Source organism: Shewanella inventionis (assembly GCF_014641855.1).
Taxonomy (GTDB): Bacteria; Pseudomonadota; Gammaproteobacteria; order Enterobacterales; family Shewanellaceae; genus Shewanella; species Shewanella inventionis.
The window spans coordinates 98,915-113,468 of record NZ_BMII01000009.1 but is presented as its reverse complement, the minus strand read 5'-3'; the positions used below and the strand labels follow the sequence as shown (position 1 = coordinate 113,468).

Annotated in this window: 11 protein-coding genes and 1 riboswitch; of the genes, 5 read left to right on the top strand and 6 right to left on the bottom strand. The window is 42.1% G+C overall.

Translation table 11 applies throughout. The annotated features are described in order from the left end of the window. Positions 1–212: 212 nt before the first annotated feature. Positions 213–1,472 (top strand): dicarboxylate/amino acid:cation symporter, encoded by a 1,260-nt coding sequence (locus IEW93_RS06975; protein WP_188738335.1) that lies wholly within the window; start codon positions 213–215, stop codon positions 1,470–1,472. 66 nt (positions 1,473–1,538) lie between these two features. Here the strand turns inward: IEW93_RS06975 and IEW93_RS06970 are convergent, their stop codons facing one another. Continuing rightward, complete coding sequence (locus tag IEW93_RS06970) at positions 1,539–2,531, bottom strand: class 1 fructose-bisphosphatase (RefSeq protein ID WP_188738332.1); 993 nt, start codon at positions 2,529–2,531, stop codon at positions 1,539–1,541. A gap of 174 nt (positions 2,532–2,705) precedes the next feature. On the opposite strand from IEW93_RS06970, the gene IEW93_RS06965 reads away from it, so the two are divergent. After that, positions 2,706–5,000 carry a S9 family peptidase gene (locus IEW93_RS06965; protein WP_188738330.1) on the top strand — a complete coding sequence of 765 codons (2,295 nt, stop codon included), beginning with the start codon at positions 2,706–2,708 and terminating at the stop codon, positions 4,998–5,000. A 76-nt stretch (positions 5,001–5,076) separates the two neighbouring features. Here the strand turns inward: IEW93_RS06965 and arcA are convergent, their stop codons facing one another. After that, a complete protein-coding gene (gene arcA, locus IEW93_RS06960) occupies positions 5,077–5,793 on the bottom strand; it encodes a two-component system response regulator ArcA (protein WP_188738328.1) in 717 nt (238 codons plus the stop codon). Positions 5,794–6,480: 687 nt separating this feature from the next. On the opposite strand from arcA, the gene IEW93_RS06955 reads away from it, so the two are divergent. From IEW93_RS06955 to IEW93_RS06945, 3 genes are all read left to right on the top strand, one after another. Beyond that, complete coding sequence (locus tag IEW93_RS06955; protein ID WP_188738325.1) at positions 6,481–6,921, top strand: DUF3293 domain-containing protein; 441 nt, start codon at positions 6,481–6,483, stop codon at positions 6,919–6,921. 287 nt (positions 6,922–7,208) lie between these two features. After that, positions 7,209–7,383: riboswitch (Lysine riboswitch) on the top strand. A gap of 134 nt (positions 7,384–7,517) precedes the next feature. Then, positions 7,518–8,897: a lysine-sensitive aspartokinase 3 gene (gene lysC / locus IEW93_RS06950; RefSeq protein ID WP_188738323.1), complete on the top strand. Its 1,380-nt coding sequence runs from the start codon at positions 7,518–7,520 to the stop codon at positions 8,895–8,897. A 3-nt stretch (positions 8,898–8,900) separates the two neighbouring features. Continuing rightward, positions 8,901–10,010 carry a succinylglutamate desuccinylase/aspartoacylase family protein gene (locus IEW93_RS06945; protein WP_188738321.1) on the top strand — a complete coding sequence of 370 codons (1,110 nt, stop codon included), beginning with the start codon at positions 8,901–8,903 and terminating at the stop codon, positions 10,008–10,010. 51 nt (positions 10,011–10,061) lie between these two features. On the opposite strand, the gene IEW93_RS06940 is transcribed toward IEW93_RS06945, so the two are convergent. The 4 genes from IEW93_RS06940 to IEW93_RS06925 form a co-directional block, all read right to left on the bottom strand. Then, positions 10,062–11,201, bottom strand: coding sequence for a site-2 protease family protein (locus IEW93_RS06940; RefSeq protein WP_188738319.1), 1,140 nt, complete (start codon positions 11,199–11,201; stop codon positions 10,062–10,064). A gap of 89 nt (positions 11,202–11,290) precedes the next feature. Then, entirely contained in the window at positions 11,291–11,665 is a 375-nt protein-coding gene (locus IEW93_RS06935) for a DUF4144 family protein (protein WP_188738317.1), read from the bottom strand. Between the two features lie 23 nt (positions 11,666–11,688). After that, positions 11,689–13,356, bottom strand: coding sequence for a flagellar assembly protein A (locus IEW93_RS06930; protein ID WP_188738315.1), 1,668 nt, complete (start codon positions 13,354–13,356; stop codon positions 11,689–11,691). A gap of 140 nt (positions 13,357–13,496) precedes the next feature. Then, entirely contained in the window at positions 13,497–14,534 is a 1,038-nt protein-coding gene (locus tag IEW93_RS06925; protein WP_188738313.1) for a methyltransferase, read from the bottom strand. Positions 14,535–14,554 lie beyond the last annotated feature (20 nt).

The following is a 14,554-nucleotide window of genomic DNA, read 5'->3' as shown; positions in this document are numbered from 1 at the left end:
ATAGCCCATAATCGCTTTTGTAATACCTTGTTATTACATACTTTTGTGATTTTTGTTTACTAAGCGCTGATAAAGTAATCACTTTTGTTGATAAGGCGATTGAAATATATTGCGCTATGTCTCAGTATTTCATCGATCGAAAAGAATAATCGCCAGGATTGGCATAACAATAAGCAGCAACATAAGTTGCCATTTCGAATGGGAAATAACAGATGACAAAATCACTTTCGGCCCGGATTTTTATCGGTCTATTTTTGGGTGTGCTACTAGGCAGTATTGTACAGTTTGCACTGGCCGACAACGCCTTCTTCGGCGGAACCCTAGTTACTTTTGCAAGCGGTATAGGCACCATGTTCGTGAATATGATCATGATGTTAGTCGTGCCTTTAGTGTTTGTGAGCATTGTGTGCGGCGTGTGTGAGTTACAAGATTTAAAAAGTTTTGGCCGTTTAGGGGGCAAAACCTTTGGTTTTTATATTATCAACACTGTGGTTGCTATTGTTGCCGCATTTGCTGTGGCAATGATCTTTGAACCTGGTAAAGGCGTTGACATGTCGAGCAGTGATTCTGTTGATATTACTGCAACCGAATTACCAGATTTAATGTCACTTATTGTGAGCATTGTACCTAATAATCCATTTTCTGCGTTTACCTCTGGCAACATGTTACAAGTGATTTTTATGGCACTGTTGATGGGTGGTGTCATTAAATCAATGGGCTCATCGGTTGAAGGTGCAGTGAAAGGCTTTCAAACTGCCAATAAAATTATGATGCGCTTAATTTCAGTGGTCATGAGCCTTGCGCCATACGGTGTATTCGCCCTAATGTTTAAATTAGGCGCCACCTTAGAACCTGAAATCTTTGTCAGTGTGGTTGAATATTTAGTGCTGATTTTAGCCTTATTATTGATTTGGATTTTTATTGTTTATCCTATCGCTGTCAGTCTATTTACCCCCGTTTCGGCTAAAACGTTTCGTGATAAAATTCAAGAACAGATATTGTTCTCGCTTTCAACGGCTAGCTCTAATGCCACTATCCCTGTGACCATGCGCACCTTAACCGACAAACTGGGCGTAAGCCAGGCGGTTGCCGGTTTTGGCGTGCCACTAGGGGCTACGATGAACATGGGTGGCGTGTCGATTTACATCACCATCGCTATTTTCTTTGTGGCCAATGCGTTTGGTATGCCGATTAGCAATGATCAAATTCCGTCACTCTTATTCAGCGTGTTTTTGCTCTCTGTTGGTGCTGGTGGTGTACCTGGTGGTGGCATGGTAATGATTGGGGTATTGATTTATCAAATGGGCTTGCCGGTAGAAGCGTTTGTGATTGTTGCAGCACTTGACCGTATTATTGATATGGTACTGACATCTTGTAACGTAGTAGGTGACACCGCGGTACTGACTATTGTTGACCAGACCGAGAAAAAGCACCAAGTGACAGAAGAGAGCTTAGTGGCAGCAAAAGAATAAGTGACTTTTTTGCACCATATAAAAGCCGCTCAATGGTTTATTGAGCGGCTTTTTGTTACAAACAGTTTAGTCAATCGATGGTTCTTCACTGTAATCAATACCGTGATAACTTAAACATGTATCGACTTCATTCGCGCTACCTAAAATAACGGCAACACGTTGGTGGATTTCAGTCGGTTGAATATCCAAAATGGTTTCGTAACCTGTTGAGGCTTTACCGCCAGCTTGCTCCACAAGTAACGCCATTGGGTTGGCTTCGTACATTAGGCGTAATTTGAATGGTTTGGCCGGGTTTTTATTGTCTGTTGGGTAGGTAAAAATACCGCCGCGGCACAATACGCGATGTACATCACCCACCATAGCGGCAATCCAACGCATGTTAAAAGACTGCTCGCGAGGGCCAATTTTACCCAGTAGCAAGTCGGCAATGTAGGTTTGCATTGGCGCTTCCCAAAAGCGCTGGTTAGACATGTTAATTGCAAACTCAGCCGTATCTGGCGTGATTTGCACATTGTCGTTGGTCAATAGAAAAGTTTGGCTGTCTGGATCCAAGGTATAAAACTGTGTACCTTTGCCAGTGGTTAGCGCCATCATAGTTGATGGGCCATAAAGCACGTAACCTGCTGCAACTTGCTTGCGCCCAGCTTGTAAAAAGCTTTGCTCGTTAAACTCACCAGCAGGTGCCGGTAATACCGAGAAAATCGTGCCAACGAGTGAATTAATATCGATATTAGATGAGCCATCTAAAGGATCAAAACTGACTAAGTACTCACCTTGAGCATTGGCCTCTACAACGTAATCTTCTTCTTCAGAAGCGATGCCGCGCACTGTACTATCAGCCTTTAAAGCATCTTTAAGCATGTCGTTTGTGATCACATCCAGTTTTTTCTGGGTTTCACCTTGAACGTTTTCTTGCTCTGTTGCGCCTAATACTCCTGCCAACGCGCCGTGACGAACAGCACCGCTAATGGCGATTGAGGTTTCTGCTAAGGTGACTAGTAATTGCGTTAATGACGCATTGACTGCTTGAGCGCTAAGGGTTTGGGCCAAGGTCTGCATGATTTTTCCTATGAAGTTTTGCGAAGTTAAGGTCGATGTTGTTCATTTTTATCAGTTATCTGCAAATCATACCCCACAATGATGCTAATTTCAGCGATTGTTATCCAAGGTTTTGGTTTTGTCGTAAATTCAGGCAAAATGTTGACTGATTGTTTGCCCATAGGATTAATAATAATGACAACAACATGGAAGCAGCATGCTTTAGTGGCAATGACTGCCGTACCGTTTCTCTTTACTAGCCAGATTTCTCAAGCCGCACAAGGCAATACCATGACTTCATTAACTACCGCGCCGTTAAGTGCAATAAACGGCAATAAAACGCCACTGACGATAGAACGTATTCATGCATCTCCTGCATTAGCAGGTTCAAGCCCACGCGGTCTGGCCTTGTCTCCAGATGGAAAGCGCGTCACTTACCTATCAAGCCGTGCCGAAAACCAACATTTTTATGATTTGTGGCAAATGAATATCGCCACGGGTGAGCGCAGCATCTTGATAAATGCAGATCTGCTAGCCAGTGGTGAGCTGTCTGATGAAGAAAAAGCTCGCCGTGAACGCCAGCGAATTTATGGCGAAGGGATCATGGAATACTTTTGGTCTGAAAACAGCCAAAGTATTTTAATTCCTGCTGCAGGGCAATTGTATTTATATGATGTGGCTAGCAATAAAGTCACAGAGCTTAACACTGGCGAAGGCTTTGCCACCGATGCGCGTTTGTCGCCTAAAGGCCGCTATGTGTCGTTTGTGCGCGATCAAAATCTTTATGTGTTAGCACTCGATACCCAAAAAGTGATCGCATTAACTACAGATGGGAAAGGCCCTATTAAGAATGCCATGGCGGAGTTTGTTGCCCAGGAAGAAATGGATCGCATGACCGGTTATTGGTGGGCGCCGGATGAGTCAGCAATTGCTTTTACTCGTATTGATGAATCAGGTGTTGAGTTAGTCACCCGTAATGAGATTTACGCCGACGGTATTAAGCTTACCGAACAACGCTATCCTTATGCAGGTAAAGCGAACGTTGAAATTGCCCTTGGTGTGGTGAGTTTGCAAGATAAAAGCATTAATTGGATTGATTTAGGTAAACAAAAAGACATGTATTTACCGCGTGTTGATTGGCTACCAGGCAGCAAACATGTGTCTTTTCAATGGCAAAGCCGAAACCAACAAGCAGTAGACTTGCGCATTGCTGCACTTAGTCAACCAGAGCAAGCTAACACAGTGATTGAAGAGCGCAGTAAAGCGTGGGTAAACCTTAATAATGACCTGCATTTTTTAAAGCAGCAGTCAGCATTTATTTGGGGTTCAGAGCGTGATGGGTTTAACCATCTGTATTTGTTTGACCTACAGGGTAAACAGCTTAAACAATTAACCCAAGGAGATTGGGCAGTTGATGCGCTTGAGTTTGTCGATGAAGCCAGCGGTTGGGTGTATTTTAGTGGCCGTAAAGACAGTGTGGTAGAGCGCCATTTGTACCGCGTTAATATGAATATAGGCGTAGAGTCAATTGAACGTATTAGTCAAAGCGCTGGTATGCATGACGCGGTTTTTGCTGACAAAAGCCCGGTATATTTAGACTATTTTAATAGCCTGCAACAACCGCCACAGATCAGTTTACACAATGACTCTGGTAAATTATTAGCCTGGGTTGAGCAAAACGAAATCAATGAGACACATCCTCTTTATGATGTGGCTGGTTTATGGCAAATGCCTGAATTTGGTCAATTAAAAGCAGAAGATGGTCAGCCATTAATGTACCGTTTATTTAAACCTGTGCCGTTTGATGCCAATAAAAAGTACCCAGTGGTGGTGCGTGTTTATGGCGGTCCGCACGCCCAGTTAGTGGTTAACAGCTGGAGCGAAGCAGACTATTTTACTCAGTATTTGTTGCAACAAGGCTATGCAGTATTTCAATTAGATAATCGTGGCTCGGCCCACCGTGGCACTGCGTTTGAATATGTGATTTATCAAAATATGGGAGATGCCGAGGTAAACGATCAAAAAGTGGGCGTAGATTATTTGCGTAGTTTGCCCTTTATTGATGGCGAAAACGTGGCGATTTATGGTCATAGCTACGGCGGCTACATGGCATTAATGAGCCAATTTAAGGCGCCAGATTATTTTAAAGCAGCCATTTCGGGGGCACCGGTTACCGACTGGCGTTTATATGACACTCATTATACCGAGCGTTATATGGGTAATCCTGAAACCAATAAACAAGGTTACGATGCCAGCAGTATTTTACCTTACGTAAAAAATTATCAGTCAGGTTTGCTGATGTACCATGGCATGGCAGATGATAACGTGTTGTTTGAAAACAGCACACGCGTTTATAAAGCATTGCAAGATGAGGGGAAATTATTCCAGATGATGGATTATCCTGGGTCTAAGCATTCCATGCGCGGTGAGAAAGTGCGTAATCATTTATATAAATCGTTGGCGGCATTTTTAGACCAGCAATTGAAATAATCATAAACTAATCGTGAAAAGCGGGCATAAAAAAACCAGGTTAACTACCTGGTTTTTTTATTGGGTAATTACAAGATTAGTCTTCTAAGTCACCACAAAAACGATAGCCTTCACCGTGGATAGTGGCGATGATTTCTGGCGTATCAGCTAAGCTTTCAAAATGCTTACGGATTCGACGAATTGTGACGTCAACAGTACGGTCATGCGGCTTTAACTCACGGCCAGTCATTTTTAATAATAAATCTGCACGGGTTAAAATCTTACCTGGGTTTTCAACAAAATGAAGCATCGCACGGAATTCACTGCGTGGTAGCTTATAAGACTCACCTTTTGGATTAACCAAAGAACGGCTGTTAATCTCTAAACTCCAGCCATTAAAACGGTAATGCTCAACAGAACCTTTTTCTTCGGTTTCTGCAGCTGCACTGTTAACACGCGTTAATAGGTTACGTGCGCGGATGGTTAACTCACGAGGATTGAATGGCTTAGTGATATAGTCGTCTGCGCCGATTTCAAGGCCAAGAATTTTATCAACTTCGTTATCACGACCCGTTAAGAAAATAAGACCGATATTATTAATTTCACGTAATTCGCGAGCGAGTAACAAACCGTTTTTACCAGGTAAGTTAATGTCCATAACCACTAGGTTAATTTTGTTATCTTGCATGGCTTTATGCATTTCTGCGCCGTCATTTGCTTCAGTTACTACATAACCTTCAGCTTCAAAAATACTGCGCAATGTATTACGGGTTACTGCTTCGTCTTCAACAATCAGAATGTGCGGGTTTTGCATGATATATACCTAATTTAATAAAAATTCGACTCTAGCGACAGGCTAGTCAAGTTGTAATCGCGTTCTTAATTAACGCCGATACTCCAGTATTTTTTATGGTGTTTATCTATGTCTGCCCTGAATAAAACACTCTTATGAACTCGTATAATGTAACGCTAGTTTATGGTTACTGAGTTGTCTTGCGTATATCTAAGCTCATCAGGCGTTGTAATGAACTCCTGCCTCATGAGTAAAAAAATTGCCTAATTGGCTTACTACTATGAATACGATTTACAAAGATAGTTCCATTTGTTGCAAACTTATTTACTCGTATTACGGTTTATCTTGATTGTGTTATCAAATGTAGAACATAAAACGTTCAGGTGTAAACTAAGCACACAAAAATGTGACTAATAACCAATGAATTCGTTTTAAACGCTGTCCCATGGTGCATCTAATGGCTTGATGTTATGGGTGAAGTCACGGCGCTTTAATAGTAAGTAATGATTATTGTACTCGTTTTAGGTATTTGTTAACAAATTAAATGTTAAATAATTAATATAAAAAACAGATGAAAAGTTTGGTCTTTTCTTAACTGTTTGATTTTATTTTTAATTAAAATATTATACTTGTGACTGATATCTCAAACCTTTAAGAATTCACAAGGCTCTGCTACACTGTTTTTGGCTTAATTGACGAATTAATATTATGGAAAATGTTATAGATACACTGTGGCACGAGTATCAAACCACTCATTTTTTGTTTACTCAACGCCTCTCAGATGATTTCCCATTCGCTATTGTTACTGCTTATAATCCAAGCGGTTTGTTGCTCACCCCCAGTCAAAATCGCTTATTAGATCGCCAACTCCAATCTAAAATCCAACAATTTAATAGCCCATACCGAGCGCTGATTGGTGCTGCTCCTGATTTATCGCATATGGAAAAAAGCTGGGCTGTTTTTATTGATAAAGAACAAGCGCTTGAGTTAGGTAAAGCATTTAACCAACACGCAATTTATTATGTCGAACAGGGGCTTTTATCCCTTGTTGCTTGTAATGACTCGAAGATGCCTGAGGTTGAATTGGGCGTATTCAATCATCGTTTACGTTTGGTTAATGAGTTACCCGACATTGGTGCTCACATTTAGTGTGTTCATTTAGAGCCTAACCAATCTTGTCACTGTTTTGGTTATTGGATCCTTTTTGGATACAATTTTAATAGATTGTATTGTTTTTTTACTTCCCGTTATCTTTAAACCGTAATTCTTCAGTATTTCGAACAATAAATAATTCCAAATTAACACCTCCACTGTTATTCATTGTGGGGGATTAGCACTGCTCAAAGATGAATAAAATTAAATTTGTGTATTTTTACTACAATTGTTGATTGACTTGTGAGTGCATTTGTTGCTATTTTTCAGGTCCCTCCTTCGGGAGGCACAGAAGAGGAGCGTTAACTAGGTAGTAAGTTTGAGGATGCCAGTCCAATGACAACTTATGATGGAGATTAGCGCCGAGGTATCAAATTGTGTGGCACACATTGATATCGGTCGTTTAGGCTGAATCCTAACGATTGTCACCTGTTTTTTTGGTGGAGAGCTTCTGGTGATGATTGCTGTTTCCCTTCTTTAAGGGTGCGTTATCTTAGCACCAGGCTCTTCGAACGTAGTGTGTTCGGAGCGTATATCATGTTAGTAAATCACATCTTATTTTATTGTCTTTCGCAAACTGCGGAGGCATCTGTATGAGTCTAATTTCTCAAGACGTACAAGCACAATTGGTTGTTGCCAAGTTTGGGGGCACGTCGGTTGCTGACTACGGCTCAATGAGCCGTTGTGCTGATATTGTTTTAGCCAACCCTGCAACTCGTTTAGTTGTGGTTAGTGCGTCAAGTGGCGTGACCAATTTACTGGTTGAGTTAACCCAAGCGAATGTGAATGACGAGCGTCGTTTAGCGCTGTTAAAGCAAATTGCGAAAATTCAATACGCCATTTTAGATGAGTTAGGGCGTCCACAAGATGTGGCGGCAAGTATTGATAAAATTCTCAGTCGCATGTCGGTGTTAAGCGAATCGTTAGAGCTTGACCGTAGTAAGGCAATAATGGATGAATTATTGTCTACAGGTGAGCAATGCTCGTCGATTTTATTCTCTGCGGTGATCCGTGAAAAAGGCTCAGCGTCAGATCATTTTGATGTGCGCCAGGTTCTTCGTACTGACAGTCACTTCGGCCGAGCTGAGCCACATATAGAAGCCATAGCTTCATTGTCGGGTGATTTTTTAAAGCCGCTGTTAGCTAAATATATTATTGTTACTCAAGGTTTTATTGGTGCAGATCAAGATGGTCGCACAACAACCTTAGGCCGTGGTGGTAGTGACTATTCTGCAGCGTTACTTGCCGAAGCGTTACATGCATCTGCGGTTGAGATTTGGACCGATGTTGCAGGTATTTATACCACAGATCCAAGATTGGCACCCAACGCACGCCCAATTGCTGAGATTAGTTTTAATGAAGCAGCAGAAATGGCAACGTTTGGCGCGAAAGTGTTACATCCAGCAACTATTTTGCCTGCTGTTAGGCAAAAAATTCAGGTGTTTGTGGGCTCAAGTAAAGCGCCCGAAATGGGAGGGACTTGGATCCGCCATCAGGTTGAGGATACGCCAGTGTATCGTGCAGTGGCATTACGCCGAGATCAAACATTGCTTAACCTTCACAGCTTACAAATGTTACACGCTCAAGGCTTTTTAGCTGAAACCTTTGCAACACTTGCTCGCCATAAAATATCAGTTGATTTAATCACTACATCAGAAGTTAACGTATCGTTGACCTTGGATAAAACCGGTTCAGATTCAAGTGGTCAAGGCTTATTGAGTGAGTCATTACTGCAAGAGCTGTCTCAACATTGTCGTGTGCGTGTTGAAGATAACTTAGCGCTTATTGCCATTATAGGTAATCGTATTGCCTCTACCGCTGGTATTTGTAGTCGTGTGTTTCAAGTGCTTGAAAACCACAACGTACGAATGATTTGCCAGGGTGCTAGCCCACACAATTTATGTGTGTTGGTGTCTGAGTCTGAAGCGGCGCAAGTGGTTAATGCATTACACCAAAATTTGTTTGAGTCGTAAGCCATGAGTAAGGCGATACCATCGAGTATTTGTGTTGGGGAGCTTGCCACTGGGCAAGCTCTTACCATACCGCTTTATGAGTTTAAAGGTGCAGATATGTCGGCACCTAGCGTGTATATTCAAGCCAATGTGCACGGTGCTGAAGTGCAGGGTAACGCGGTGATGTATCAGCTGATGACCTTGCTTGAGGGCTATGAGGTATTGGGTGATATTCGCCTTGCACCTTTGGCTAATCCGCTAGGCATTAATCAAAAAAGTGGTGAGTTTACATTAGGGCGTTTTGATCCTATTACAGGTGTGAATTGGAACCGAGAGTATTTTGATCACAATATTGACTTAACCACTTGGTATACCGAACATCAACATTTAGCGAATGATGCGTTGTTTAAGGCATATCGAGCGACGTTGGTCGAGTCGTGTCAGGCAAGGCTTAATCAAGCATTTGGGGTGACAACAGGTCACCGACTAGCCGTAAGCTTGCAATCAATGGCCCATCAGGCTGATATTGTGCTGGATTTACATACCGGACCTAAATCCTGTAAGCATTTATATTGCCCTGAGTATGATATTGATGCTGCTCGTTTTTTCTCCATTCCTTACACCTTGGTTATCCCTAATAGTTTTGGTGGGGCGATGGATGAAGCAGCGTTTTGTCCCTGGTGGCGACTAACGGATGTTGCGGCAAAGCATGGCCGTGAGTTTACTGTGCCTGTGTCAGCCTTTACGCTAGAGCTTGCGAGCCAAGAGCGCATTGATTTAGCGGATGCATTAGTCGATGCAAAAGGCATTTTGGTCTATTTAAGCTATCGTGGCGTTATTCGCGAAAAAGTTGAGCCAGCAGATATGGCTCGCTTTGGCTGTTACTTAAAAGATTATAAAAAGTTCCATGCTCCAAAAGCTGGGTTAATTGAATATTGCGCAGCAGTTGGGCAACCTCTTAAGGCAGGCCTACCATTAGTGAATATTTTACGGATGGACTTATATGGCAGTGATCAGGCTCTTGAAAAGGTCTGTTTGCCAGTAGATTGCGTGCCTATTTTGCATTTTGCTTCGGCATCGGTGCATCAAGGTACTGAGCTTTATAAAGTGATGACCAATGTGTTTACGCTGTAAACGACAATAATAAAAACACCTGCATTTTGCAGGTGTTTTTTATATTACTGACTAACTGCCTAAAATTTGCAGTGGAATGGCAAGCATGTCGTCCCCTGAGCTGGCAAAGTACCAAATAATCCCCACTAGGCCTGCAACTGTGAGTAGATACCATACGGTTGAGAATATCTGTCCGTAGCGGTCAAGTGGCAGTAGATGGCTTTGATGGCGGCCTCGCCATTCAAAGACAATTTCTACACTACCAATCAGCAGTAAAAAACCTAACAGTGCAAGGCCTAAACTGTAGCTAATAAACACACCTGCAGCAGCCCCTAAAATACAGGCAATAAGGCCAACTAAGCTATTCATTGAAAAGCTGATGCTTTTTAAAATATGACCACCGTCGAGCGGTAAAATGGGTAGTAAATTAAATAGGTTGAGTAGGGCGTTAAAGCTGGCCAATCCTGCAAAAAAGATATTACCTGTGATCCAGTAAAGCCCTAGGCTAATAATGGACAATATAAGCCCAAAAGTCGGCCCCATAATTGAAATATAGACATCTTGCCAGCGAGTATTAATTCGCTCATCGCTCAAGGCCAATCCACCTACAAATGGGATAAGATAAATGCCTTTGGTTTTCATGCCAAAATGTTTCATGGCACGAATATGGCCGTATTCGTGAAACACTAAACAGCCGATAAGTGCTAAGGCAAACTCTAACGAAAATAGCCATGAATAAGCTGCGACACTGGCGCCAGCAAATAACACTTTAATCACTTTGGCGCTTTTGAGTAGCTTAAACCCTAAAGAGGCCAAACCGACAATACTGAGTTTTTGTGCTTTGGCGACAGGAATTTCAGGGGTTTGATTTTCGATATCCCTAACTGTGCGATGGCCTTGTGTAATTTGCTCTTCATCGACAAGTAAACAATAATCCAATTGAAAAGGTTGCCAGTTAACATCTATTTCTAAACGAACGGGGATCGCTTTTGTGTGAGAGGTCATCCCCACCGTCTCTTCAGGTACACCTTCGGTTTGTGGTGGCGTAAATTGTTGGGTGAGTTCAAAAGAGTGTATATGAAAGGCTTGATCGCTTGCACTTGCCGATTTTTGTGATACCAATTGGTTATCCCAGTACAATTGCTGCCAACCTGCAATAGAACCTTCTAGACGTAAACGTTTACCAAGGCATTCAATATTAAGTAATTCCATTAAGAATTCTCAGAGCTTATAGACGGTGAGTATGCGGGCATTTTGCCAGAGCGTTGTTTGATGCTCAATGGGGGAGGCGGTTTTATTGACTAATAAAGCTGTTCTAATTCAGCGACAGTGTTGATACCTTGCTCAATAGAAGTAAACATGATTTTAGCGCTGCAACAATGCCCTTGAAATTGGCCGTAATGTCGCACTATAGACAACATTTGTAATAAGCTTATTGGTTGAGCCTGCTTAACAAGGTTAGGTAATTGTGCCACATTTTGTTCGGCGCAAGCCTTGCTGTTAAGTGGCTTGTTGATGAGAAATATTGAGCCACTGCTGTCGATAAGTTTGTCTTGAAAACAAACATTGTATTGGTTTGCGCAAATAAAACTCAGCCAATCCTGCTGGTTGGCCAAATACATTAGCTCATCATCTTGATCAAACTGTAAAATGGCTGGCCAATGTATTTGTTGCATAGTGTGCCTGTGCTGGGTGTTGGTTATCGACTGCTATAATCAAATGACAACTCTTGATTTACATTTTTGACAACACATGGACCATGTTCGCGTTGGGTGCGATTAAATGCGTTACCTATGTGAATTTCAACATTGGTAAAAATGTGCTTTTCAGCCTTGATGAAGTAATTATCAAAATAACCATCAACTTCATTTTGTTGTTGTGTATATTCAATTTCTTCTTTAACTCGTTCAGCCGCCATTTTGTTTTTTTGGTCGAGCATCATTTTGACTTGTTCAATCATACCGGCATCATTTTGCCATTCTGTTTTTGGGGGCAATTTTCGCAATCGGGCTTCCAGTTCTAACCCTGCAACCACCATCTCTTTTATACTGCTATCTAGCTCTTTTAGTTGTTGTTTTAGTTCAGTTTGATGCATTGCGCAGTACAACTCTGTTTTGGTACTTGCTGTTGCGCCAAAAGCAATGGCTCGAATGCCTTTTTCTGCAGTGGCTATGCCTCCGACTAAGTCTCCTCGTCTTGATTGGGTATCACTAACTGTAATGGTGTCACCTGAGGTGGTATGGCTGTGAAGTAGTTGTTTGGTTACCAAAATACTACCTTGGGCCTCGAGACGTGAGTATTGTACAAATTGGGCGCAAATTTGGCCGCTAGCTTTGATATGGGTGCTGAGTTCTTGATCTTTTATTAAGCGCCCAATAACGCCTTTGCTAACAATCACATCACCCTGTGCTTCTATACTTGCCGACTCGACAAACCCCATTACGGTTACATCTCCGGTGGCTTTGACTTCCATGCCTTCGTGTACGTCACCGGTAATGAGAATACTGCCTTTAAAGTTGACATGACCATAGCGAACATCAACATCTTTGATTTGCAGTATATCGTCGACTTGCATGCCTTTGCGGTTTTCAACGGGTTGGCCAGACAAGGTTGCAATAAGCTTATTGGGATCTTTGGGGTGTAAACTGGTGCCTTTTCCTGGCTCCATTGGCTTGTCTTTACCAGGGATTTGATGCAAAACGTCGCCGTGAACATTAAAACCAGGTGTACCAATGGTTGCCATTGTTTTAACCATTAAAACGTCATTGGGTTTCACTGTGATTAATGCGCCTAAATTTCGCATATCAACAGAGCCATCTTCGCGCTCTTGTGGTTGCAGTAAGCGCTCGCGGGCTAAGGCGACTTTACGAGTGATGATGGCGTTTTCACCATTAACGGCAGGCTTGCCGCAAGCGATGACTCCTTCGCAGCTTTCTCCTGGTGGTAAAATCGATAGGCGTTGCATTAATGCCATTATTTTAGGCTTGCTTAAGCCCATTTTAATTTTTTTGCTTTTAAGAGTATTGAGGATATCGGCAAGCGCCATGTCTTTGCCTCCCCATGCAGAGGTGATCTTCATGCTGGCTTGCATTTTATCGTCACTGACTGTGATGCTTACCGAACCGTCTTTGCGCTCGGCAATAGCAAAAAATAACTCATGATCCCCAGGCTTTTGTCCGCACAGTGCATTGACTTCTGAAACGGCTTTATTAATGGCTGATTCAATGGGGTGTAGCATGGCAAAATTGGCTTGTTTGAGTAAGCCGTCAATGTCTTCCGTTGCTATAGGGCCGTGAGTATTTGGAACTAGGCGAAGTTCTGCTTTTGATTTGTCTGCGCTTAGCGCGATTACTGAGGGATCTAACATAACGTCCTTTGTTTATTATTTTTCTTTTTATCCACACCAAGGCATAAGAATAGCAGTCAAAATGGTAATAAAATGTGAGTCATTTTGCCTTTAAGTCAATTTAGCTGATATTGAAGTCCATTTCCAGCTAAACCCCAGCATTAATGCTGATGAAAATAGAGCTTATATTTATTATTTTCCGCTGTGACATTCACATTACCAAAATGGGCGGCAATGGTATCTGAGTAGGGTAAGTGTCTGTTTGCAACAATTTGCCAAATCCCCCCTGTGGCTAAACTGTCTGCGCTGTGTTTAACAAATTGTGTGGCTATGTCTGTGGTGCTGGTTAACCCATCATGAAAGGGCGGATTTGAGATGATCCCATTGAACTGCCCGCTGATTTGCTTAAAGCCATCAGATGGATAAACTTTCGCTTGCATATTATTAGCAGCAAGAGTGAGTTGACACGAGGCTAGTGCCATTGCATTTATGTCTATGCACTCCATGTTTAACGTAGGATTTGCTTTTAATAGTGCTGCGCTGATCACACCTGCACCACAGCCAAAGTCAAGTACTCTCCCTTGAAGGTTTTCAGGCAAATGCGAAAGCAGGAGTTCGGTGCCTTGATCAAGGCGTTTTTCACTAAACACACCAACCAGATTACAAATTTGTAGCTGTCCCTGTGGCGTTTCTAATGCATATTGGCTTACCCAATCACTGAGTAATAATGCTGGTGCGATGTGGGTTAAGTAACATGTGTATAGCAAACAGTGGCGTGCATTATCTTGTTTAATGGGCGTTGAGTAATAGCTAGGTGTTAACTTTGTAATAGATTTAATACCACCTTTGTTTTCTCCGACTATAACAAGTAATCCATTTATGCCTAAGTGTTGAGCAGCTAATTGCAGTAGGTAGCCCATTAGTGGTTTAGCTTTAGGGAAATAGATAATCACACTATCAAATTTTTCTGCTGCGAGTGTATCAGGCAATTGATGGCCGAAATAACAATCAAGTTTGTCATTGGCATAAGGTGACAGTGTTTGATGGTGATTAAAGTCGAATGCTAGTGCTTTGACATGGCTGGCCCAGTCCAAGCATTGGCTAGCAAAGGTATCAGCCTCATAATTGAGTATTAATACTTTATGTTGCTGAAATAGTTCGCTGTTTCGAATTAATGCTTGAGACGGATTTGTTAGCACTTGAGTTACTCATGATAAAG